The organism is Cohaesibacter marisflavi, assembly GCF_963665895.2.
Taxonomy (GTDB): Bacteria; Pseudomonadota; Alphaproteobacteria; order Rhizobiales; family Cohaesibacteraceae; genus Cohaesibacter; species Cohaesibacter marisflavi.
Map to the genome: position 1 here is coordinate 4835210 of NZ_OY762534.1, position 22942 is coordinate 4858151.

Genomic DNA, 22942 nt, shown 5'->3' on the forward strand with positions numbered 1-22942 from the left:
GCTATTTTGTGTGCACGTGTAGGTTTCTGAGGAAATGCACATTGTGCGCTTGTCTGTCGCCTTGCGCCAGTTGTTGTTCCGTGAAACTATATATGCCATGGCTGAGACAGATGAACATTTACTCCTTATTCCAAACCATTCCCTGGATTGTCTGATTGACGAAGATTTTGGCAAATTGCGCCCGGTCTTGTCAGAGCAGACGGATCCGGTGGATGCCACCCTGCTTGATATGTTTCCCCTGCCGCTGACGCGCTCGGGGCGCTTGCTGCTTGCGAGTGAAGGGCGCTTGCAATTGCTCGACAGGGATGGAGCCCTGATAACGCAAAAGGGCTCGGCTGACGGGGGCTTCCTGCGCGATTTGCGTAAGGGACCGGTGCGCACGGCCCTGAAGGGGTTGCCACGTCTGCGTGCGCTCATGCCCATCTGTCGTCTGCGATGCTGTTTCTCGCAAATGGCGCTGGTGGATGACGAAGGCAAGATCCACATCAAGGTGCAGTTTATCGAGACGCGCATGGTCGGTGGCGCCAATGGACTGATCGCCTTTTTGCGTCCGGTGCGAGGCTATGAAAAGGCCCTTGTGCGGCTGCGCGAAAAGCTCATTGATCTGGGGGGCGGTGAAGAGGGACTGGAAACGTTCCTCTCGGGCCTCTGTATGGGCTTTCCCTCCGGTGTACTCAAGCCCGAGATCACGATCGGAGAGGATGAACCCGCTTTTGACGTGGCGACCGACATCATGGCCGCTTACCTGCCTGCTGCTCGGGTGAACGAGAAGGGTATCGTCAACGATATCGACACCGAATTCCTGCATGATTACCGCATTGCCCTGCGCAAGATCCGCTCCGTGCTCAGTCTGTTCAAAGGTGTCTATTCTGAAGAGCAGACACAGGATCTGAAAAGGCGTTTTTCCGCTCTTATGGCAAAGACCGGTACACTCAGGGATCTGGATGTCTATCTGCTGGAAAAGCAGGATTTCTTTGCGCTCATCCCTGAAGCCTTGCATGGTGGGCTCAAGGAGATGTTTGCGCTGTTTCTGCGGGATCGGGAAGAGGCCGCTGTCGAGCTGGCCGATCACCTGATCAGCGACGCCTATCAGGCGGAAATGCAGGCGCTTTCGGATTTGCTTGCTGCGCCTGCGCGATTGGAAAGAGGGCCCAACAGCAATTTGGGCGCGCATGAGTATGCCTGTCGGCTCATCTGGAAGCGCTATCGCAAGATTTGCAAGATTGCCAAGGGCATAACCGCCCAGAGTGACGATGAAGATGTGCATGAGCTGCGCATTCATTGCAAGAAGTTGCGTTATCTGATGGAGTTTTTCGCTCCCTTGTTTCCGCGCAAGGATATCAAGCAGTTGATCAAGCCGATGAAACGCTTGCAGGACAATCTGGGGGCGTTTAACGACTGTTCTGTGCAGATCGAGTCCTTATCCGGATTTCTTGAAAGCCACAAGTTCCGCAATAAGGCAACGCAGATGAAAGTGGCCAAGAGCGTGGGGGCTCTGATTGCCATTCTGCATCATCGGCAGGCCGAAGAAAGAGCGCATGTGGTTGAGAATTTTGCGCGATTTGACAGCGAAGTGACCCAGCAAACCTTCAGGGCGCTGTTCAAAATGCGGGAGGGGGAAGAATGAAGATCATTGCCTGCTATTCAAACAAGGGTGGGGTTGGCAAAACGGCAACATCGGTCAATCTGGCTTACGCTTTGGCTGATGCAGGCAAAAAAGTGCTGCTTTGTGATCTGGACCCTCAGGGAGCCTCAAGCTTTTATTTTCGCGTCAAACCATCCAAGAAGCTGACCGATGAGCGCTTCTTTCAGGATGTGGAGCGGTTCACCAAGTCAATTCGGGGCAGCAACTACGACAATCTCGATATTTTGCCGGCGAATATGACCTTTCGGAATTTCGATGTGTTTTTGGCGCGTATGAGAAACAGCCGGTCGCGATTGAAGAAGGCGCTAAAGACGGTGAAAAAAGACTATGACGTCATTTTGCTTGATTGCCCGCCCAATATCTCGACGCTTTCCGAAAGCGTATTCAAGGCTTCCGATGTCATTCTGGTGCCGGTCATTCCTACGACCTTGTCTCAACGCACCTTTGAGCAGTTGGTCGACTTCTTCCATGTCAACAAGATTCCGCTCAAGAAGCTCTCTGCCTTCTTTTCCATGGTGCAGTCAGTCAAGTCGCTGCATGGAGAGCTGATGGACGAATTGTCCGGTCAGTATAAGAAGCAGTTTCTATCGGCTCAGGTGCCCTTTGCTTCGGATATCGAGCGTATGGGTATTCATCGGGCTCCGGTTCTGGCGAGCGCGCCCAAGAGTTCTGCATCCAAGGCCTATAAGGCTCTCTATCGCGATGTGAAAAAGAAGGTGGATTTGTAATGAGCAAGGCTGTCGCTGAAGAGGCCCCTACGGCTGTGGAGATCGAGCGTAAGTTTCTGGTGGCCGAGCTGCCCGATCTGGCTGGTCTTGAGAGTGTGGATGTTGCGCAAGGATATCTGACCCATTCGGACGATTCCGTTGAAATCAGGCTGCGCAAGAAGGCAGCCGGTGCAACTGCGAACTATTTCATGACGCTGAAATCTGATGGTGCTCTGGAGCGCAAGGAAATCGAAGTGGCAGTGAGTGCGGAGCAGTTTGAAAGCTTCTGGCTGGCAACGATGGGGCGTCAAGTCGAGAAAACGCGCTATGTTGGCGCGCTGGGGGATGGCCTTCACTATGAGCTGGATGTCTTCCATGGTGGCCTGAAAGGGCTTCTGCTGGTGGAAGTGGAATTCCCGTCCGTTGAGGCGGCCAACGACTTTGTGGCTCCTGACTGGTTCGGTGCAGATGTGACCAGCAACAAGGGATACAAGAACAAGGCGCTGGCTGTGAAGGGTATGCCGCAGCCATGACGCCTCCCTGAGGGAGGAGGCTCTCCTCTCTGATGCCGATTGATAAACGGGTTAGAAACCGCCTGATGCGCAAGACGCATTGGGCGGTTTTTGTTTTGCGCAGAAGTTATGTAAAAGTGCGTAAGTTTAAGTTGTTATATATTCTTGTTGGCCGGCTAGTAAATGCCGATTGAAGGGATTTTCTTATTTCTAACTTTGAGATTTTTTCTGGGTGTCTTAGTAAAAATCGGTGAATTGGCTGCATTTTTGGGCAATTTGTTATGTGGGTTGCCATTATTACTGGTTGACCGAATGGTGGTTCGTTTGTACCGTAATGTGGATTTTGATTGCCGGCACATTGAAAAGAATAGGTCGACTGTATGCAGTCAGAATGATGGCCAGTCCGATATCCTTTTGGAATAGGACTTTATGGGGCCTGAGGTGCTACAGCGGAGGAAACAGGAGTAGCCGATGAAGACAGCAACAAAACTGGAAGATGCTGCTGCGCTGATCCCCGAAGGAGCGGTTTTGCTCATCGGTGGATTCATGGCGGTTGGAACGCCCGAGCGCATGATTGATGCATTGGTTGAGCGGGGGGTGGGCGGCTTTACCGTCGTGGCAAATGATACGGCCCTGGTCGGAAAAGGGATCGGGAAATTGGTAACCGCCGGTTTGGTCAAGAAAGTGATCGCCAGCCATATCGGTCTCAATCCGGAAACCCAACAGAAGATGATTGCAGGAGAAATCGAGGTGGAACTTGTACCTCAGGGGACGCTGATCGAGCGCATTCGCGCGGGTGGTGTCGGCCTTGGAGGTGTGCTGACCCAGACCGGTCTGGGCACGCCCGTGGAAGAGGGCAAACAGATTGTTGAAGTGCAGGGCGAGAGATATCTGCTGGAAGAGCCGATTCGGGGAGACTTTGCGCTGATCAAGGCCAAGCAGGCTGACTATAAGGGCAATCTTGATTATGCCCTGACGGCGCATAACTTCAATCCGGTCATGGCCATGGCTGCCGAAACAGTGATTGCGGAAGCCGAAGTCATTGTACCGATCGGCGGCATTCATCCTGATGCGGTGAAGACACCGGGTATTCTGGTCGATCACATTCTGGAAGGGGAGCTTTGATATGAACGCCAAAGAGATCATTGCCCGCCGCGTGGCTATGGAAGTGAAAGACGGGATGCTGGTTAATCTGGGTATCGGACTGCCCAGCATGGTAACCAACTATCTGCCTGATGATGTGGATGTGATGTTTCAGGCCGAGAATGGTGTTGTCGGCCTTGGTGGCAGTGCTATGCCGGGCTTTGAAAACAAGGATCTGACCGATGCTGGAGGCGGATTGGTGATGGCAGTGCCGGGCGCCGCTTCGATTGATTCTGCCGTTTCCTTCGGCCTCATCCGGGGCGGTCATCTGGACATGACAGTGTTGGGTGGTCTGCAGGTGGATGAACGTGGCTATCTGGCCAACTGGATGGTTCCGGGCAAGATGGTGCCGGGTATGGGCGGCGCGATGGATCTGGTTGCTGGTGCTAAACAGGTTATCGTTTCCATGGTGCACACCGCCAAGGGAAGCCCCAAGATTGTGCCGGAATGCACGTTGCCTCTCACTGCCGAACGCCGTGTTTCGCTGATTGTTACAGAGATGGCTGTTATCGAACCGACCGATGAAGGACTGGTTCTGCGCGAGCTTGGTCCGGAGGCAACGGTTGAGCAGGTTATTCAGGCAACAACGGCCAAGCTGATCATACCGGAAACGGTGCCGCGAATGGCGCTTTAGGTCAGCGGTTGCTGCGCGGGATTGAACGCTTTGTCGCTCCGTTCCATTTACACAAACAGGCGTGAATCAGACATCCCGGATCTTAAGAGGTCCGGGTTTTTTGCATGTAAACCAAAAGGTTGCAAAGTGGTATGAGTTCGCGTTTAGCGGTATCGCATTGTGGTACATCGGTTATACATGTAATAACATAAGTAAAAACAGTTATCTTGTATTGGTTTGTGAGCATAGGTCTGCGGACAAAATAATTATAGTGAATTTTTCTCCTGTAATGCAGTATTAGTGTATCGATATACGGGACATTTGCTTGTGTTTTTGGATGGGCGTTTGTACCGTAATATGGAACAGGAGGAGGAACTATCCTGATGAAATTGAGGGAGTTGACGCATCGGCAGTGCTGATGACGGGAGGAGTTTGTGCGTTTGATCCGGTTTCGTGAAGGAGAAAGCTGGATCTCATTAACGCATTGAAGAAAATAGATTTCTCGCTTTTCACCCCCCCCCATATTTGATGGTTTCTTTTCGCCAGGTTTGGGTCGCTGCGCGCTGCATCGAATTGATCGCTGCGACCGAAATATCGGAAGCTTTCGTTCTGGTGCAGAGGGGGGGGCTTCGCAAGGCAATCGGGCGAGCCAGGAAATGAGTTTGACCCGCAGAATGAAACGAATGGAGGAAGGTAATGCATCTAAAACGTTTTGCAGATGCTCCTGCCTATGAAGCGCCCAACCATTTCGGTTGTTATGGCTTGCGGCTTCAGGGCTTTGAGGAAAACGGTCCCAAAAATCAATGGATTGGCTTTAGCCAGTTTTTCCCAGGTGGTGGCGCCGGGCCTGACTCTACGCCGTTTGAGAAAGTCTACATCATGATCGAAGGGGAAATGACCCTGATCATTGATGGTGAGGAAACGGTTCTAAAACCTCTGGACTCGTGCGTCATTCAGCCCGGGGAGGTTCGTGTGCTCGAAAACCGTACCAACATGACCGCTAAGATGATGGTCGTCATTCCTTATCCTCCGGAGGCTTGAATTATGAATGTAATGGCTAACCCCCTTTCCATGTTTGATGTGAAGGACAATGTTGCTTTGATTACCGGTGCGTCCGGTGCCTTTGGTATGGTGGCTGCGCGTATTCTGGCTGGTGCAGGCTGCAAGCTGGTGCTGGTTGCTGGCAACCAGACCGCGTTGGATGAAATTTCCAAGGAATGCACCGATATGGGAGCTGATGTCACCTGCATCAATGCGCGTCCGACGACGGAAGAGATCTGCAGTGATTTGGTCGCAAAAGCGGTAGATGCCTATGGCCGTCTGGACATTCTCGTTGTCGCGTCCGGCATGAACAAGGTTGCTCCGATTACCGAAATGGAACCAGCTACCTTTGAAGCCGTGATGGATGCCAACGTCAACCAGAGCTGGCTGCTCTCGCGTGCAGCTGCTCGGCAGATGAAAAAGCAGGGCGACGGAGGCAAGATCGTACTCATGTCTTCGGCTCGTGGTCTCCTTGGTCATCCGGCTGGTTACTCTGCTTATTGCGCTTCCAAGTCTGCGGTTGATGGCATCGTCAAGGCGCTTGGCTGCGAGCTTGGCAAGGATGGCATCACAGTCAATGCGATTGCGCCGACCGTATTCCGGTCTCCGCTGACGGCGTGGATGTTTGAAGACAACGACAATGCCAATGCCGTGCGTGCAGGTTTTCTGTCTCGCGTGCCAATCGGGCGTCTGGGCGAGCCGGAAGATCTGGCCGGTCCTTTGCTGTTCCTGGCCTCGAAGGCCTGCGACTTCTACACCGGTCACATCTTGTATGCTGACGGTGGCTATACGGCGGGCTAAATGATGAGCAGCAATATCCGTACTATCGCCGTTATTGGTGCTGGCCTGATGGGGCATGGCATTGCCCTCACCATGGCGCGTGCCGGCTATGATGTGACGATCACGGATCCGGTGGCTGAAGCGCGTGCTTCAGTCATCGAACGGATCAGGCAGAGCATGAAGGCCATGGGCGTTGCTGATGGTGAAATCGATGCTGCTGCTGCGCGTGTATCGGTCGCAGACACCATGGCCGAGGCTGTGGGCAATGCCGATGCCGTGTTTGAAGCGGCGCCGGAAAAGCTCCCACTCAAGCAATCGATTTTTGCTGAAGTGGAAGCCAATGCGCCCGAGCATTGCATTCTGGCCTCGAACACGTCGGTCATTCCCATCACCGAAATCATGAAGGATCTCAAGCTGAAGGGGCGTGCGCTGGGCACCCACTGGTGGAACCCGCCGCACATGATTCCTTTGGTCGAAGTGGTCAAGACCGAATGGACCGAGCATGACAATGCTCAGGCCATGATGGATATCTTGCAAAAATCCAGAAAGACACCGGTGCTTGTCGAAAAGGATGTGCCGGGCTTTATCGGCAACCGCTTGCAACATGCGCTCTGGCGCGAGGCAATCAGTCTCGTGGAGAAGGGTATTTGCGACGCGGAAGGCGTGGATACAGTCATCAAGTCCTGTTTTGGGCGACGGCTGTCCGTTCTGGGACCACTGGAAAATGCCGATCTGGTCGGCACGGATCTGACGCTTGATATTCACAATACAGTTCTGGCCGATCTGGAGGATCGCAAAGGGCCGTCACCTTATCTCGAAAAGCTCGTTGCCGAGGGCAAGCTGGGCATGAAGTCGGGAGAGGGATTCCGCAAGTGGACGCCGGAGGAAGCGGACGCTGTACGCAATAGGGTAGCGACCCATTTGCGCAAACTTGAGGGAATTTTGGAGGAATAAGGGGTCCAGACAAGACCTCGGGCAGGAGATGCTGTCTCCTGCCACACAAACTGAGGTGAGATGGCTTGCGCCACCTCGCTTCACGTCAAATGCCGATGCTGAGCGGGTGTGTCTCGTGCGGTATGTCTACAGGCAAGACTTCAGGGAACAGGAGGATGTAAAGTGAACTGGGGAATCATTGTTGCCGTTTTGGCCTATGAGATCATATTGATCTTTGGCCTGGGTCTCTATTTTAATATGCAGATGAAGCGCAAGGAAGGAGAGGGGAGTTTCCTTCTGTCCAACCGCGATTTGCCGGTCGCTGTTGTGGCTGTAACGATGGCTTTGACCGTGCTCGGGACGCCTCATATTTTTGGCATCTTCGAGATGAGTTGGTTCATCGGTGCCACCAGCATCTGGTTCGGTCTTGCTCACGCTGTGCTGCTTGTTGTGACCATCACGACAACTGCTCTTTGGGCGCGTCGCACGAACGTGACGTCCATGCCTGAGTTTGTCGCTCTCATTTTTGGCGAAGGACCTCGCCTCATGGTCGCCGCAATCATGGCTGGACTGATCTGGGGACTGCTTACCCTTGAAGGTCAGGGCATGGGCATTGTGTTTGCTACCATGACGGATCTTTCCATTCAGGAAGGGGCTGTTGTTGGTGGTATTCTTGGCATCCTCTATGTGGTTTTTGCCGGCATGAAGGAAATTGGCTGGGTCAATCTGGTCAACTGCATCATCATGTATGTCGGACTGGTCGTTACGATGTTCTACATCACTGCAGGCATGCCTGAGGGTGGATGGCAGACTGTCGCCGACTATTATGTCAATCAGGATCAGGCCGAAATGCTCTCGATTTTCGGCACGCCCGATCTGCTGATCACTTTCGGTCTGGCAACAGTTCTCTCGACCACATTCTGCCAGTCAATCAACCAGCAGCTTCTGCAACCAGCCATGGCTGCCAAGAATGAGAAAACCATTCGCCGCACCATCTGGATTGCAGTTCCTTTGAACGGCTTGTTTTGCGTCTTCATGGCCGCCATTGGCCTTGCTGCAAAAGCCAATCCGGAATTTTTTGAACTCGGTCCGAAAATGGCTGCTCCTGCCATGCTGGTGAATATTCTGCCTGGCTGGCTCGTCGCGTGGCTTGTTGCTTCGTTGCTGGCTGCAATGTTGTCGACCTTTGCAATGTCGTCGATGGCTCCCGCAACCATCTTTGCCAACGATGTATACAAAAACTTCTTCAACCCTGATGCGACCGAAGAGCAAATGCGAAAGGTAACCCGAATCCTGATTGTGATTTTGGGTGTTGCGGCCTTCCTGGTTGCTGGCTATCTGCCTGCGATCGTCTCGGCTATCAACTGGGTGTTTGCTTGGCTGACGCCAGTGTTCTGGTTGGTCATTATCGGCCTGTTCTGGAAACGGAACTCCGCTGCCGCGATGATTACGATGGCTGCAACATGGGTCGTCAACTCTCTTTGGAGCTTCACTGCGCTTCCCGAGATGGTCGGCTTTGCTGGCATGCCAAACGTTTACCCGAGCCTGATCGTTGGTCTCGTCCTTGGTATCGGTCTTCATGCAATCCTGCCAGGTAAACCCGGTCTGTTCCGCGGAGGAAATGACATTGCGGACTTGGCCACGGCAGAAGCTGCAACGGCATAATTGAGGGAGAGATCATCATGTTGTTCTGGAATTTGTTTATCCAAGCGGCCGTTATTGTTTACGCGATCATGTTTATCGGTGTCGGCCTGTCCTGGCTGGCTCGCAGAAACAAGAAAGATCAAGGCATGGCAAACGAGGGAGAAGTCTGATGGGTGTTGAAGCTGGATGGATGTATATGGTCATGGGTGTAATGGGCGTATATGGCGTCGCCATGATCGTCGGGCTGATCTTCAAAGCGCAGCGGAATGCAGCGAAGCGCTAGCTGAAAAGCGCTGCAAACTCGAACAGAGTGCGGTTAAGCAGCGTAACGGACGTTTTCGTCTTCCCCGGCTTTGCAGCCCCCCTCCTACCTCTTAAGCGGCTGTAAAGTCTCTTTCCCCCGGAGCTTAGGCTTCGGGGGATCACAAAATACAGGGCCGACACGGCAATCTGAGCGCAATGCTTCGCGGCGCCGGTCCTGTCAACGAAATGAAAATCCGAACCGTTTCCGCATTGCATAAGACAGAAGCCGGAAACTGAAAGTAAGGGAGCCCGATAATGGCACGTCAAAAGAAAACCGTGATTACCTGTGCGATCACCGGCGGCATTCACACGCCAACCATGTCCGATGCTTTGCCGTATACGCCAGATGATCTGGCTACCCAAGCGATTGCAGCCTCAGAAGCTGGTGCCGCTATTCTGCACTGCCACGCTCGCAAGGCTGAAAATGGCTTTATCTCTATCGATCCAAAAGATTTTTCGACCTATCTGCCTCGCATCAAGCAGGCCACGGACGCTGTGATCAACATTTCCACTGGCGGTAGTGTTCTCAATACGATTGACGAGCGCATTGCTCCTGCTCTGGCTCATTCCCCCGAAATGTGCTCCATGAATATGGGCTCCATGAACTTCTCTTTCCATCCGTTGGCCAAGCGTTATGACGAGTTCAAGTTCGACTGGGAAAAAGACTATATCAAGAATTCAGACGGCTATATCTTCCGCAATACTTTTGCCGATATCGAGAATGCCGCTACCCAGCTGGCGCCGCATAAGATCAAGTTCGAGCATGAATGTTATGATGTCGGCCATCTTTACAACCTGAAATTCTGCATGGATATCGGTCTGTTCAAAGCCCCGATTTTTATCCAGTTTATCTTCGGCATTCTGGGTGGCATCGGCTCTGATGTCGACAATCTGATCTTCATGAAGCGCACGGCTGATCGCCTGTTTGGCGATGATTATCGCTGGTCTGTGCTTGGGGCAGGTAACGCGCAGATGTCTCTTGGCACGACTGCAACGCAGATGGGTGGCAACGTCCGTGTCGGTCTGGAAGACAGCCTGTTTATTTCCCGCGGCAAGCTGGCAGAAAACAACGCCCAGCAGGTCGCCAAGATCCGCCGCATCATCGAGGATCTGGGCTGCGAAGTGGCGACACCGGATGAAGCGCGCGAAATGCTGGATCTCAAAGGTGGCGATCAGGTCGGCTTTTAGGAGCCGATCTCCGATTTCTGCGTGGTGAGCGGAAGGGGATGTAGGGGAGACCGATTGTGCATTTGATCGGTCTCCCCACGACGGGACGTTTACCACGCGCCAATTGAAAACCCTCCCGCCATGGTTGGCGGGAGGGTTTTTGCATGCGTCTATCCCTATCCCCGTCTCTGGGGGAGCAGTTGTGGCTGGTCGCTTATGAAATCTTGCCGATGCGGGCGTGATGCAGGGATGCGATGGCACAGGACGCCAGGCGGGCCAGATCGCCATCGGAGCGGGAATTGAGCACGATGGGTACCTTGGCGCCCAGAACGAGCCCTGCTGGCTCCGCATGGGAAATATAGGCCAACTGCTTGGCGAGCATATTGCCTGCATCAAGATTGGGAACGACAAGAATATCCGCTTGTCCGGCAACCTCGGAGGTAATGCCCTTGGTGCGCGCTGCAGCCAGATCGATGGCATTGTCCATGGCCAGCGGTCCATCAACGATGCCACCGGTGATCTGTCCTCTCTCCGCCATCTTGGAAAGAAGGGCTGCATCCATCGAGGAAGGGATATCCGGATTGACCGTTTCAACGGCAGAGAGTACGCCAGCTTTTGGCACCTCGATGCCGATGGAAATGGCGACCTCTATGGCGTTGCGGACAATATCGGCCTTGGTTTTCAAGTCTGGCTGGATGTTGATGGCGGCGTCTGTGACCAGCAAAGGGTGGGAAAGGCCGGGGACATCCAACACAAAGACATGGGTGAAGCGGCGGCCGGCTCTGAGACCCCGTTCCTTACGCAAGGCTGCTCGCAACAAGTCGTCGGTATGCAGATGTCCCTTCATAAGGGCACCGGCGGTGCCATCGGCGATATAATCGACAGCTTTGCTGGCAGCTCGGGCATGGTCTATCTCGTCGATAATTTCGATGCCCTCAAGAGATTGGTCCAGCTCTTTGGCCACAGCATGAATGCGCTCCTTGCTGCCAAACAGGATCGGTTCGATGATGCCCTTTTTGCGGGCAAGCAGGGCGCCACCCAGAGACCGCTCTTCCTCTGGGGCAACAACTGCCGTTATCAACGGATCAAGCGCCTGTGTCCGTTCAATAATGGCTTCAAAATGGGGGTGGTGATCGAGGATCAATTCCGGTGCGGGCAGGGCATTGAAGCGCATTTTCGTTTTCGGCGCATAGAGATCGGCTTCACCAGAGACCAAAAGTCTGTTGTCTGCAGTTCGCGTTACCCTGTTTTCAAAGCGGATGACATTATTAGGCAGTTTCGCGATGACCTTGACCTCGACAAGGAGTTCGTCACCGGCGTAGCAGACTTCATGGAAATCCAGCGTCTGCTTTTTATAGACCGAGCCGGGGCCCGGGATCTGGTTGCCCATCACGGCAGAGATCAGGGAGCCGATCCAGAGACCGGGAGCAAAGGTTTCCGGCAATCCTTCCTGTTCCTGGGCGTAAGCGGCGAGATGATAATGGTTCAGATTGCCGGAGACATTGGCAAATATCAGAAAATCCTGTTCCCTGGCGAGGCGGGTCAGGCTGGCGCTGTCGCCTATTTCAATTTCGTCGTAGGTCTTGTTCTCGGATATGAAGCGATCGGACATCGGCGGCTCCGTCTGGGGCTGAAATGTTTTTGTCTTCAGGTCTATGATAGCAAGGCAAAGGTATCCTGATATCTGAAAAAAGGCGGCTTTGAACGTGAATTCAAATCCGCCTTTTTGCTCTTTATACCTTAAAAGAAGCGACCCTGCAGGATTATCCGCTTATGGACGTTCCACGCAAAGGGCAACGCCCATGCCGCCGCCGATGCAAAGGGTTGCAAGACCCTTCTTGGCGTTGCGGCGTTTCATTTCAAACAGCAGGGTGTTGAGGATACGGCAGCCGGATGCGCCGATTGGGTGGCCGATGGCAATTGCACCGCCATTGACATTGACGATCTCCGGATCCCAGCCCATTTCCTTGTTAACGGCGCAAGCCTGCGCTGCGAAGGCTTCATTGGCTTCCACCAGATCAAGATCTTCTGCCTTCCAGCCCGCTTTTTCCAGAGCCAGACGAGAGGCATAGACCGGCCCCATGCCCATGATTTTCGGATCAAGGCCAGCAGTTGCGTAGGAAACAATGCGTGCCAGTGGTTCGATGCCGCGCCTTTCGGCGTCTTCTGCGGTCATGCAAAGGGTGACGGCCGCACCGTCATTGATGCCTGACGCGTTGCCTGCGGTAACGGTGCCTTCCTTGATGAAGGCTGGGCGCAGTTTTTGCAGGTTTTCGATTGTGGTGCCGGGACGAATGAATTCATCCTTGTCGACAATGATGTCGCCTTTGCGGTTCTTGACTGTGAAAGGAACGATCTCGTCATCAAAGCGACCGGCTTTCTGAGCGGCTTCCGCGTTATTCTGCGAGCGCAGCGCCATTGCATCCTGCATCTCGCGGGAAATTTCCCACTGATCAGCCACATTCTCGGCGGTCTGCCCCATGTGATAGCCGTTGAATGCCTCCCACAGGCCGTCCTTGATCATGGTGTCGATCATTTTCAGATCGCCCATTTTCTGGCCCTGACGGATATAGGCAACATGAGGAGCCTGAGACATGCTCTCCTGACCGCCAGCAACGACAATCTTGGCATCGCCGAGCATCACATGCTGTGCAGCAAGGGCTACGGCGCGCAAACCTGATCCACAAACCTGGTTGATGCCCCAGGCGGCGCTTTCAATCGGGAAGCCAGCATTGAGATGGGCCTGACGGGCCGGGTTCTGTCCCTGGCCTGCATTGAGCACCTGACCCAAAATGGTTTCAGACACTTCTGAGGGATCAACGCCAGCGCGCTCGACAACGGCTTGCAATACAGCAGCGCCCAGCTCATGGGCTGGAACCTTGGCAAAAGATCCTAGAAAACTGCCCACAGCGGTACGCGCTGCAGACGCAATTACGACATTGGTCATGATGGAAGCTCCTCCGACTTATTACGACTGCGGCGTCACAGGACCTGTCGCAGCGTATGATATTTGCACCAAATAACGGTACATTAGAACCGCTATGCGGTCAACGTGAATTGGCTCAATTCCACGGCCAAATTGTCTTCTTACATACGTGTTTGCACGTTAAGCGGGGAGTGTAGTGGGACTTCGAAAGTGTTTGTATTAGGAATTCTGATATTAGGCCTTTTGGTATTATGCATTCGTTGGCATAGACTTAGGCATTAAAAAAGCCCTCGCAGGGGAGGGCTTTCAGGTCATTTCGTGCTTTTGGAATGCGCTCGGCAGATTAGTTGCTGCGGCGTGTCATGCGCTTCTTGACATGGGCTGCCGTCTTTTTAAGCGCCTCTTCTATCTCTGTTTTCTTGTCCGCATAGCGGCTAGAGGGTACCGGAACGGAAATGGCGTGCAGATCACCGAACCAGTCTCTGAAGGCAAAGCCGATCGCCGAGATGCCTGGCGTATGGTGGTCTTCATCAAATGCCATGCCAACAGCCCGGATCTTGCGCAGGTCGGCCAGCACGGCATCCATGTCGCCCTTGACGCCCCACCGTTCCCATTCACTCTGAACCAGCTGTTGGGCCTTGTATTCTTCCATCAGGCTCAGGCAGGCTCGGCCATTGGCTGTGCTTGAGAGCGGAAAGGCTTCGCCAACCGCTGATACTGTACGCAAACGATGGGTGCCGGGCACCTGATCAAGAAAGATCATCGCGTCACGTCGGAAGACCGACAGGTCGGATGTCTCGCCGGTAGACTGGGTCAGCTCCGTGAGCAGCAGGCGACAATATTCCACGATATTGTAGCGGGTCGCTTCTGCCAGAGCGTTGAGCTCCGGCCCAAGGCGCAAACCGCCTCCTTGAGAATCTGTGATGATGAAATTCTCTTGCTGTAAAGCGTTCACAATGCGCTGCACAGTAGAGCGAGGCAGGTCGACGCGCTGGGCAATCTGCCCGAGGCTCATGCCCGACTGACTTGTTTTAAGGGCGCGCAGAATGTCTGCCGCTCTTGCTATGACCTGAATTCCGCCACGTGAATTCTTTTCTTTTTCATTGGTGGACATGACGTTTCCGTTAGACTCGTTGCGTTCGATTATAAGTGAATATTAAGATGCAGAAAATAGCAACCCATAATACGATACAAGCTGTATCATTTGGCGGAATTCTGGGGGTATTGGGGCAAGATTTTCGCGGTGGTACGAAAATGTACGGATATTTTCGGCGTTTCTGAAGGGATATTGCGCATCCCGAAACCAGACAAATCAGGTTGATAACGGTTCCGGGAAACGACTCTTTTTCACCAAAGACATTCTAAAGGATGAATGCAATATCAGTCTACCGTTTCCTCGCCTTCCAGCTGATCAATTATATCCAGCAGTTCGATCGGGCGGGTAATCCTGTAATCCGGTGTTTCCAGATCGTCCTTGGGCGTCTTGTCATGGCGCGGTGCCCAATCCAACCAGACAGTCTTGATGCCCAGCGCTTTGGCGCCGCGAATGTCGCGGGATAGATTGTCACCCAGCATGACGATATGCTCGGTGTCCTCGCGCCTTAGGCCCAATTGCATCAGGGCTTCGATGAAGATGCGTGGGCTTGGCTTGGTGATGCCACAATTTTCGGAAATGGAAATTGCGTCAAACTTTTCCCAGAAGCCGTTTTTCTTGAGCACATTGTGAAAACTCTGCTCCAGCCCGTCGGCGACCAGAGCGATCAGATAGCCTCTCTCCTTGAGGCCCTCAAGTAGCTGGCGACTGGTTTCGATGGACTTGGCCGAGAGGACCAGATTTTCCCTGTCTTCGCTGTAGATCCGGGTGCCTTCATCGATCAGCGTGTCGCCACTATCAAGCAGAACCGCCTTGATGCCTTTCTTGTTCTTGCGCAACAGCTCGGTTTGATCGCGCAACAGGCGCGGAATGAGAATCTCCAGTTCCCCCCAGCTCACAAAGGGAACTTTTGAAAGATCAAAACTCTTTTCGAAGCTGTAGCTTGGTGTGAAGCATTTCTTGCGCAAAAAGTCGTGGGCCAGAAAGTCGTCATAAGGGGAGAGGAAACTCATATGGTCGGTGAATTCGGCCGGAATTTCAAAGCCGATGATTTTGTCGGGATTGGTGCAGACATCATTTAGCCAGTCTTGCTTTGCAATGATTTCTGCGGAGGTAGGCGCCAGTGCGTGCTTGCCCGGCTCGCAAAAAAGCCGGATCTGACGATCCTGCCAGTTGCTCTGGCTGATGTCGATCATCTCGCCATGGGCGCTGGCGGTGATATGGATCGGTGTGTTGTTCTCATTGAGATAGATCCAAACATGGTCCAGCTCATACAAATGCTGAATGTCGCCATTCCACCAGATGGCATATTCCAAAATGCTGAAGGTTCGGTTGGGCGCCCGCGTAAACGGGTTCATGTGTTTAAAGCTCGGCGAGGTCTCCCCGCGCTTGAGGTGAGAGATGCCGACGACTGCGGGTTCGAAAGGCTCAAGCTTGTCACATAGCAAGATGGGCGCCAACTGACGCGCCAACAGTGCGGTGGCGGCGTCGATCCTTTCAGGAAGCTGAGCGGGCCTAAAGGATCTTTCTTTATCTGCGGTGCTGTCCTGATGCATCATACTGTCTTTCTATTATGGTTCGTTCTGGTTTTTCGAGCGCTCTTTGCGACGGCGAAGAACGCTTGCTGCGGCCCGCATTCGTTATTGTGTGCTTGGTGCGATCTACTGCGTCTGATCCGATCTAATTTATCGATAGCGATGGGCCTCCCTTGTGCGCCATGGCAAAAGAGGGAAAAGGGTATCTGACTGATCTGGCTTTCTGGCGCAGCATCGGTGACGCACGGTGCTTATTGGATCACATGCGTGGAATGCTCCTTCACAAGGCATTGGCCGCAATTGCCCGGCTGGGTTTCCAGCCCCCTATTAAACGCCCAAGTAAAGGACTTTGAAAGCGCATAGTTTTCTTTTTTTGTCAGGATTGTTTCATTTTGTGGATTCTTGTCCAGAATTTGTTTTCTTTTTTCCCTTTCAATAAGCACGCTGTGCTGTGATGCAGCCGGGCAGCGTTGAGTGTCTGATGGAGGGAAAGCTACAACGGGTTTGCCGCCTGACGGTTTCGTGCATTTGTTATTCGTGAATGATCCGATTATTATGCATGGTTTATCCGTTTGCCTTCTGCCCGAAGAGAGGCTTGGTCGCCGCTCAGTCCAGCTATGGATTTCCATGCTGGCACGGGGGCCGTGGGCCGCTGGAATATGAAAAAGGGCACTGGTTCAGGCCATTGGGGGAATGGGGCTGGTGCCATAAAGAGGACTGGGGATGGGAGGAGAAACATGTTCGATATAACACGTGTCTATGGGGTTGAATCCCTTGTCACATTCGCTGCTGAGGCGTTGGAGGCCGTAGGGCTTTGCGCAAGCATGAGCAAGACTGTGGCGTCGGTTTTGGTTGAGGGTGATTTGCTGGGCCATGATACGCACGGCTTGGCGCTTTTGCCGGGTTATCTGGCGTCGGCGCGCGATGGCGGGATGGCCCTTGATGGGGCGCCGGACATTCTGAATGAGCGGCCAGTCGCAGCGCTCTGGGACGGACGCAAGCTGCCCGGGCCGTGGTTGATCACCCAAGGTCTGCAAATTGCCATGGAGAAAGCCGAATATTTCGGCACCTTCACCTTGTCCATCAGGAATAGCCATCATACTGCAGGCCTGGTCTCTTACCTCAAGCCTGTTACTGATCGAGGTCTGATTGGGCTTGTGATGGCATCTGACCCCACCGAGCAATGCGTTGCGCCGTTTGGATCTTGCCAGCCGGTGCTTTCCACCAATCCTTTTGCCATTGGCTATCCTGCGCGCGGGGGCGCGGTGATGCTGGATATGAGCACTTCGGTGACAACCAATGGCATGGTCAAACGTCTTCATAATGAGAAAGCCCAGTTTGCGCATGACTGGCTGATTGACGCGGATGGAAATCCGAGCCGCGATCCGGCCATTCGCTATGCAAGGATACCCGGTGCCATTATGCCGCTTGGCGGCTTTGATGCGGGGCACAAGGGTACGGGGCTTGGTATGACGGTGGAAGCGCTAACGCACGGCCTCTCGGGCAACGGGCGCCACCGCAATCCGCAAGGCTGGCAAAATAATGTCTTCATTCAGGTGATCGATCCGGCTGCCTTTGGCGGCGGCGACAGCTTTGCCATGGAGGCCGGGTTTCTGGGAGATGCTATTCGGCACAGCAAGGCCGCTACGGCCAATGGCCCCGCACCAAGGGTTGCCGGTGAGCGTGCTCAGGCCTTAAGGGCAGATCGCCTCTTGCAGGGGATTCCGCTCTCGGAAGGCATTCTTGCCGGGCTTGCCGAATGGGCCGAGACGCTCGGCCTTCAAATGCCCCAGAATAGTTGACCATATGCCCAAACAGGCTCGACTTTCTTGATTGATCGTGGGCGTTTAAAAAAGAAATGCAGCAATCGCAGGGAGGCGAATTGCTGCATGAAAGTCGTTTATTCTATTGGACCGAAATAGTGATCACCATGAATTGGGTGATGTGTCATCCTTCAACGATCTGGACGTTGAGGATGGCGTTGCCTTTGGGACTGGGCATGAAAAGGGAATAGCGTGAGCCTGCCCCATTGGTGCTTCATGATCAGGGGAGCCCGTTGGGCGGCTCAGGGCCTGATCAGGAGACTGATGACCACGCCCGTGGCCATCAGATTGCTTTGCTGAATGCAAGAGCGTCCTTGCATTCTGTTTATGGCTTACATGGCACCATATTTGTAGACGCGTGGTTCTGCTTCCAGGACTTCATCTTCGTCGATTTCAGCAACGCAGCGTACCATGGAGCCGTCGCCCATATGCCAGCGGATTGGCAGGGCGAAGAAGCGGAATTTCTTACCCTTCACCTTGTCGAGGTCGCCGCCCAGGTTTTCAACGCCTACAATGCCGTTTCCTAACAGATATTTGTGGCAAGGTTCCCAGGTGCCGCAGTTGCCGGTTGCTTCCAGCTCACCGAATTTTTCGTCGTATTTTTCCTTGCCATGTACCTTGATGTAGGTTTCACGGTCGAACTCTGCATAGGCTTCTTCGCCAAACTCGTCGATGAATTCTTCCACGATGGTGCGTCCGGAATAGCCCGGCAGGTTCATGCAGGTGCCGTTGTTGCCCATTGAGGTGTGCAGTGGATGGTCTAGGGCCTGCTGGTCAAGAGCGACCACTTTGACCTTGTGCTTGACGAACCATTTGCCAGCGTCGATGCCGGTGCCCAGAGAATAGTGATAATAGTCTTTGGAATCGTCGAATTTGCGATGCATGCCGGTGTTGAGGCAGACAACCATGCCTTCCAAATCTTCCGGCTTCATGCCAGCGCGCTCAACAGCGGCTTCAAGGTCTTCCGGCATGATCAGTTTCCAGCGATCAACGCGCACGTCAAGGCAAACAGCATCGCCGCAATAGGCATCAACCGGCAGTTCGTGGGTGTATAGAGCGCGACTGCCGTCGAACATGCGTTCCATGACGTGGCGCGGTGCATCGCAGTGGGTGCCGGTGTGCATGGTGCATTTGATCGACTGGGTAAGAACGCCAGCTTTAGCCATGCTGTGCATGGGGGCAATTTCCGGTTTGGAGAAATATGGCCACAGGGGCATATCACCAAAAAACGGATGGCTCAGATCTACGAAGACTTTTTTTCCCATTTTTAACTCCATCATTATCGCTCTTTTCCTAAGAGCATTCTTGACGTTACCGCGCTCTCAGATCTGCCTCTGATTGCTCGAAGAAGCGCGGGCACAAGTTTTGGGGACGCGAGCAAAAGCCAAAGAGACACTGCAAGATGCCTCATCAACAGTCCGCACCATGTGTCGATATGAAGACACAGGATTACGTTTGTGACAGGTGACAGTGATCGTCCGGATAGCAGCTGAATCTGATTGGAAAATCGCGTCGCGAACGACTTCAGTCACCTTGGGTTCCTCCACTTCGGCTGGTTGACAAAACCGACCTATCCCACTTTGTGAGATAGTCGTATCGTATCGTGGTTTAACTTGCAATAGTGAAACCCCTTACCCTACTCGCATGGCGATACACTTCTTGTAATTGTGCGTATTTTCTTCTGATTGGCGGATTTACCCTGCGCGCGAATATTTGCCTCGAGGGGGCATGAATGCCGCGTTTCTGCGGCTTATAAAGCGAGCTAGTCGCAAGGAATGGCGCTGAAACAGGTGTTGAAAATTGCGCTGGAACTAGCTGAAACAGGCGCAGAAAGGCATGTACGGCAGGAATTCGGGGACGCAAAAGGGGTCAGTTGTACCGCAGGGAGCCGGGACGGCATGGCCGGAGCCTTCGGGCTCAACGGCGATGTCTATCGATGAATGCAAATGGGAAGAGGCGACAACCGGATTGGATGTCGCCTCTCAAGATTTGTCAATCAACAAAGGCGGAGTAGTCGCGCTTGAGGAACTGGCCATCACCGACCGAGCCGGTGATCTTGCCCTCTTCACAAGCGACTTTGCCGCGCACCAGTGTCATGACCGGCCAGCCCTTGACCTTGTGGCCCTCGTAGGGGGTATAGTCGGCGGCGTGGTGCATGCCAGCTTGCGTAATGGTTTCCTCACGGTTCGGGTCCCACAAAACGACGTCAGCATCAAAGCCCGGAGCGATGGAGCCCTTCTTGGGGTAGAGGCCATACATCTTGGCGTGGTTGGTCGAGGTGAGGGCGACGAACTCATTGAGCGTGATACGGCCCTTGCCAACGCCTTCGGAATAGAAGATCTGCATGCGGTTTTCCACGCCCGGCAAACCGTTTGGTACCCAGCGGAAGGATGTCTTGGCCTTGCCGGTCATCTTGCCTTGCGGCCCCTCATAGAAGAAGGGGCAGTGATCGGACGAGAAAGTCTGGAAGACGCCGCCGCGGATGCCTTCCCAGATGGCGTCCCAGCTGTCGTGATCGCGCGGTGGTGGCGAGCAGACATATTTGCTGCCGCTATCATCCATGTTGAAGCCCTTCATATCATCCTGCGTGAGAGCGATATATTGGGTGCAGGTTTCACCATAGATCTTGATGCCCTTTTGCTGCGCCCATCTGATTTGTTCCATGGCTTCGCGACCGGAAACATGCACGATCATGATGGGGACATCGAGAAGCTGGGCGTGACTGATGGCGCGATGGGCCGCTTCCCGCTCAACGATCTGCGGGCGCGAGACACCGTGGTAGTAGGGCGCTGTCTTGCCTTCGCGTTCCAGCTTTTCGGTCATGTAGCGGATGGCGTCGTAGCCTTCGGCATGGACCATGACCAGCGCCTTGCAATCCTTGGCGCAGTCGAAGACTTCCAGCAACTCGCGGTCATTGAGCACCATGTCATCATAGGTCATGAAGACCTTGAAGGAAGTGTACCCGTCGGCCACGAGGGCAGGCAGTTCCTGACCCAGAACTTGCGCGGTCGGATCGGTGATGATCAGGTGAAAGCCATAATCGCAATAGGCCTGCCCTCGGGCGCGGGAATGATAGTCCTCCACGGTTTCTCTCAGGCCAGCGCCGCGTGGCTGTTGGGCAAAGGGAATGACGGTGGTGGTGCCGCCAGCGATGGCAGAGCGGGTGCCGGTTTCAAAGCCGTCCACCATTTGCGGAGTGCCGGGTGCAGAGGGCTGGGCGAGGTGAACATGGCTGTCGATGCCGCCGGGCATGACCAGCAGACCGGAGGCGTCGATTTCCTTGTCGGCGGAGCCAAGATCCTTGCCGGTTGCAACGATCACACCATCCTTGATGGCGATATCGGCAGAAAAGGTGTCTGCCGCCGTAACGCATGTACCGCCACGGATCAGCAGGTCAAAATCAGCCATGAGCTTGTCCTTTCCAGGTTATTTCTGAGATCTCCGGCGTATGAACTCGCCAAACCCGATGAGTGCGATGTTGGCAAGCACCAGCATCAGCGCGATGGAATCCAGCGCTGGAGAGACATTGAAGCGAAAATCCGATGCCACAAGAATCGACAGTGGCTGCTCGCGTCCACTGAGGAAGGAGGTGAGCACATACTCCGCCGAGGACAGCACAAAGGCGATGAACCATGAGGCCATCAGGCCGTTTTTCATCAGCGGCAGAGTGACCCGTTTGAAGGCCGAGAAATGGCTCGCGCCAAGGTCAAAAGCGGCTTCTTCCAGTCGGTTGTCGATGCGCATCAGAACCGAGGCATTGACCAGCGTGGTAAAGGGCAGGATGACAATGGTCTGGCCTGCGATGATCGTCCAGAGGCTGCGCCCGATGCCAAGGTCTGCCAGCAGGATCAATTGCGCGACCGCAAGAATGACCTTCGGGATGAGGAAGGGCATCAACACGAAGACGAGCAGCAAGAAGCGATAGCGCATCGGGTAGCGGGTCAGCGCAAGGGCTGCCATGGCACCAAGGATGGTGGAAAAAAGGGCCGTAGGGATGGCTACAAGGAATGTCAGCTTCAAGCCGCCGAGCAGGCGCCCGTCTGTGAGGGCCTGTGCATACCAATCGGTAGTAAAGCCTTGCAGCGGGAAGGCGATGATCTCCGATGAGTTGAAAGAGAAAATCGCGATTACGGCGATGGGCAGATACATCAGGATATAGACAATCCAGATCCAGCTATAGGCGAGGATATTTTGTTGTCTCGAGATCATGCTTCTCCTCCTGCCATTGCCTTGCCCAGGGTGGAGCGGCTGATCAAGATGGTGGCGAGCGCAAAGAAGAGGGCCAGAATGGCCAGCATGGTCCATGCAATGGCCGAGCCGAGCGGCCAGTCAAAGGCGGTGCCAAACAGATCGTTGATGGCGCTGATGATGGTAATACCGGAGGCGCCACCAACCAGCTGCGGCGTCAGATAATCGCCCACGACCATGACAAATACCATGAGCGTGCCTGCGATGAGGCCGGGCATGGTGAGCGGCAAGGTGACCCGTACAAAGGCGCTGCGCGATCCGGCACCCAGATCCTGAGCCGCCTCCAGCAGGCGGTCATCCAGCGCTTCAAAGGCAAGCCAGAGGCCGATGACCATGAAGGGCAGATAATTGTAGGCCAAGACAATATGGGTGGCGAGTGGCGAGAAGAGCAGGGCGTCAATCGGTTTGTCGACCAGCCCAATCCACATCAGGAGGCTGTTGAGCACGCCTTCTGCCCCGAGCAGAACTCGCCAGGCAAAGATGCGCACCAGATCTCCGGTATAAAGCGGAACCAGCAACAGCGTCAGCAGGGCGGACTTGTAGATGGTGACGCGCTTGGCGATGAACCATGCCACCGGATATCCGATGACGGCGGTGATGGCGGCAATGCCAGCGCCGGAGAGGAACGCCTTGAAAATCAGCCAGCGATAGGTGCTGCTGCCAGCGATGCGGGCGTAATTCTTGAAGGTCGGATCTTTTATGATGGCCACAAAGCTGACAGAAAAGAAGGAATAGGCAAAGAGGATCGCCAGCGGCGCGATGCATAGCGCTGCAACTGCGGCAAATACCGGAACCGAGAGTGCGTTGCCGATAGTGATGCGCTTCATGG

The 22942-nt window shown here is 54.1% G+C and carries 21 protein-coding genes; 13 read left to right on the plus strand and 8 right to left on the minus strand.

The genetic code is table 11. The annotated features are described in order from the left end of the window. Nucleotides 1-97 precede the first annotated feature (97 nt). The 11 genes from ACKPCT_RS22445 to ACKPCT_RS22495 all read left to right on the plus strand — a co-directional run bounded on the left by ACKPCT_RS22445 (nucleotide 98) and on the right by ACKPCT_RS22495 (nucleotide 10509). Nucleotides 98-1627 carry a CHAD domain-containing protein gene (locus ACKPCT_RS22445; RefSeq protein ID WP_319568020.1) on the plus strand — a complete coding sequence of 510 codons (1530 nt, stop codon included), beginning with the start codon at nucleotides 98-100 and terminating at the stop codon, nucleotides 1625-1627. After that, nucleotides 1624-2373 carry a ParA family protein gene (locus tag ACKPCT_RS22450; RefSeq protein ID WP_090075255.1) on the plus strand — a complete coding sequence of 250 codons (750 nt, stop codon included), beginning with the start codon at nucleotides 1624-1626 and terminating at the stop codon, nucleotides 2371-2373. Before ACKPCT_RS22445 ends, ACKPCT_RS22450 begins: the two co-directional genes overlap by 4 nt. Further along, nucleotides 2373-2885 (plus strand): CYTH domain-containing protein, encoded by a 513-nt coding sequence (locus ACKPCT_RS22455; protein WP_090075254.1) that lies wholly within the window; start codon nucleotides 2373-2375, stop codon nucleotides 2883-2885. The genes ACKPCT_RS22450 and ACKPCT_RS22455 overlap by 1 nt, the downstream gene beginning before the upstream one ends. Nucleotides 2886-3335: 450 nt before the next feature. After that, entirely contained in the window at nucleotides 3336-3989 is a 654-nt protein-coding gene (locus ACKPCT_RS22460; RefSeq protein ID WP_319568021.1) for a CoA transferase subunit A, read from the plus strand. A 1-nt stretch (nucleotide 3990) separates the two neighbouring features. Further along, the gene (locus ACKPCT_RS22465) at nucleotides 3991-4641 is read left to right on the plus strand and encodes a 3-oxoacid CoA-transferase subunit B (protein ID WP_319568022.1); all 651 of its coding nucleotides are present in this window, start codon (nucleotides 3991-3993) and stop codon (nucleotides 4639-4641) included. A gap of 675 nt (nucleotides 4642-5316) precedes the next feature. Next, entirely contained in the window at nucleotides 5317-5661 is a 345-nt protein-coding gene (locus tag ACKPCT_RS22470) for a cupin domain-containing protein (RefSeq protein ID WP_319568023.1), read from the plus strand. 3 nt (nucleotides 5662-5664) lie between these two features. After that, nucleotides 5665-6462, plus strand: coding sequence for an SDR family NAD(P)-dependent oxidoreductase (locus ACKPCT_RS22475; RefSeq protein WP_319568024.1), 798 nt, complete (start codon nucleotides 5665-5667; stop codon nucleotides 6460-6462). After that, nucleotides 6463-7395 carry a 3-hydroxyacyl-CoA dehydrogenase family protein gene (locus tag ACKPCT_RS22480; RefSeq protein WP_319568025.1) on the plus strand — a complete coding sequence of 311 codons (933 nt, stop codon included), beginning with the start codon at nucleotides 6463-6465 and terminating at the stop codon, nucleotides 7393-7395. It abuts the gene before it with no gap. A 162-nt stretch (nucleotides 7396-7557) separates the two neighbouring features. Beyond that, nucleotides 7558-9039 (plus strand): sodium:solute symporter family protein, encoded by a 1482-nt coding sequence (locus tag ACKPCT_RS22485; protein WP_090075248.1) that lies wholly within the window; start codon nucleotides 7558-7560, stop codon nucleotides 9037-9039. Between the two features lie 17 nt (nucleotides 9040-9056). Further along, nucleotides 9057-9188, plus strand: a complete 132-nt coding sequence (locus ACKPCT_RS22490; protein ID WP_280141797.1) for a hypothetical protein — start codon at nucleotides 9057-9059, stop codon at nucleotides 9186-9188. 388 nt (nucleotides 9189-9576) lie between these two features. Next, nucleotides 9577-10509 (plus strand): BKACE family enzyme, encoded by a 933-nt coding sequence (locus ACKPCT_RS22495; protein ID WP_090075246.1) that lies wholly within the window; start codon nucleotides 9577-9579, stop codon nucleotides 10507-10509. 193 nt (nucleotides 10510-10702) lie between these two features. On the opposite strand, the gene ACKPCT_RS22500 is transcribed toward ACKPCT_RS22495, so the two are convergent. From ACKPCT_RS22500 to ACKPCT_RS22515, 4 genes are all read right to left on the minus strand, one after another. Next, nucleotides 10703-12100: a bifunctional enoyl-CoA hydratase/phosphate acetyltransferase gene (locus tag ACKPCT_RS22500; RefSeq protein WP_319568026.1), complete on the minus strand. Its 1398-nt coding sequence runs from the start codon at nucleotides 12098-12100 to the stop codon at nucleotides 10703-10705. A gap of 159 nt (nucleotides 12101-12259) precedes the next feature. After that, nucleotides 12260-13435 (minus strand): acetyl-CoA C-acetyltransferase, encoded by a 1176-nt coding sequence (locus ACKPCT_RS22505; RefSeq protein WP_090075244.1) that lies wholly within the window; start codon nucleotides 13433-13435, stop codon nucleotides 12260-12262. Between the two features lie 322 nt (nucleotides 13436-13757). Next, nucleotides 13758-14528 carry an IclR family transcriptional regulator gene (locus ACKPCT_RS22510; RefSeq protein WP_090075243.1) on the minus strand — a complete coding sequence of 257 codons (771 nt, stop codon included), beginning with the start codon at nucleotides 14526-14528 and terminating at the stop codon, nucleotides 13758-13760. A gap of 266 nt (nucleotides 14529-14794) precedes the next feature. After that, nucleotides 14795-16066: an HAD family hydrolase gene (locus ACKPCT_RS22515; RefSeq protein ID WP_319568027.1), complete on the minus strand. Its 1272-nt coding sequence runs from the start codon at nucleotides 16064-16066 to the stop codon at nucleotides 14795-14797. Between the two features lie 713 nt (nucleotides 16067-16779). Here ACKPCT_RS22515 and ACKPCT_RS22520 point away from each other — a divergent pair. Then, nucleotides 16780-17844, plus strand: coding sequence for an Ldh family oxidoreductase (locus tag ACKPCT_RS22520; protein WP_319568028.1), 1065 nt, complete (start codon nucleotides 16780-16782; stop codon nucleotides 17842-17844). Between the two features lie 353 nt (nucleotides 17845-18197). Here ACKPCT_RS22520 and ACKPCT_RS22525 read toward each other — a convergent pair whose 3' ends face one another. After that, nucleotides 18198-19130 carry a cyclase family protein gene (locus tag ACKPCT_RS22525; protein ID WP_090075283.1) on the minus strand — a complete coding sequence of 311 codons (933 nt, stop codon included), beginning with the start codon at nucleotides 19128-19130 and terminating at the stop codon, nucleotides 18198-18200. A 510-nt stretch (nucleotides 19131-19640) separates the two neighbouring features. Here ACKPCT_RS22525 and ACKPCT_RS22530 point away from each other — a divergent pair. Continuing rightward, complete coding sequence (locus tag ACKPCT_RS22530; protein WP_175528197.1) at nucleotides 19641-19805, plus strand: hypothetical protein; 165 nt, start codon at nucleotides 19641-19643, stop codon at nucleotides 19803-19805. Nucleotides 19806-19857: 52 nt separating this feature from the next. Here ACKPCT_RS22530 and hydA read toward each other — a convergent pair whose 3' ends face one another. From hydA to ACKPCT_RS22545, 3 genes are read right to left on the minus strand one after another with little or no spacing between them, the layout of a single operon-like run. Then, nucleotides 19858-21273, minus strand: a complete 1416-nt coding sequence (gene hydA, locus ACKPCT_RS22535) for a dihydropyrimidinase (protein ID WP_319568029.1) — start codon at nucleotides 21271-21273, stop codon at nucleotides 19858-19860. An 18-nt stretch (nucleotides 21274-21291) separates the two neighbouring features. Next, nucleotides 21292-22074, minus strand: a complete 783-nt coding sequence (locus ACKPCT_RS22540; protein WP_090075239.1) for an ABC transporter permease — start codon at nucleotides 22072-22074, stop codon at nucleotides 21292-21294. Further along, nucleotides 22071-22940, minus strand: a complete 870-nt coding sequence (locus tag ACKPCT_RS22545; protein ID WP_319568030.1) for an ABC transporter permease — start codon at nucleotides 22938-22940, stop codon at nucleotides 22071-22073. The genes ACKPCT_RS22540 and ACKPCT_RS22545 overlap by 4 nt, the downstream gene beginning before the upstream one ends. Between the last annotated feature and the right edge of the window lie 2 nt (nucleotides 22941-22942).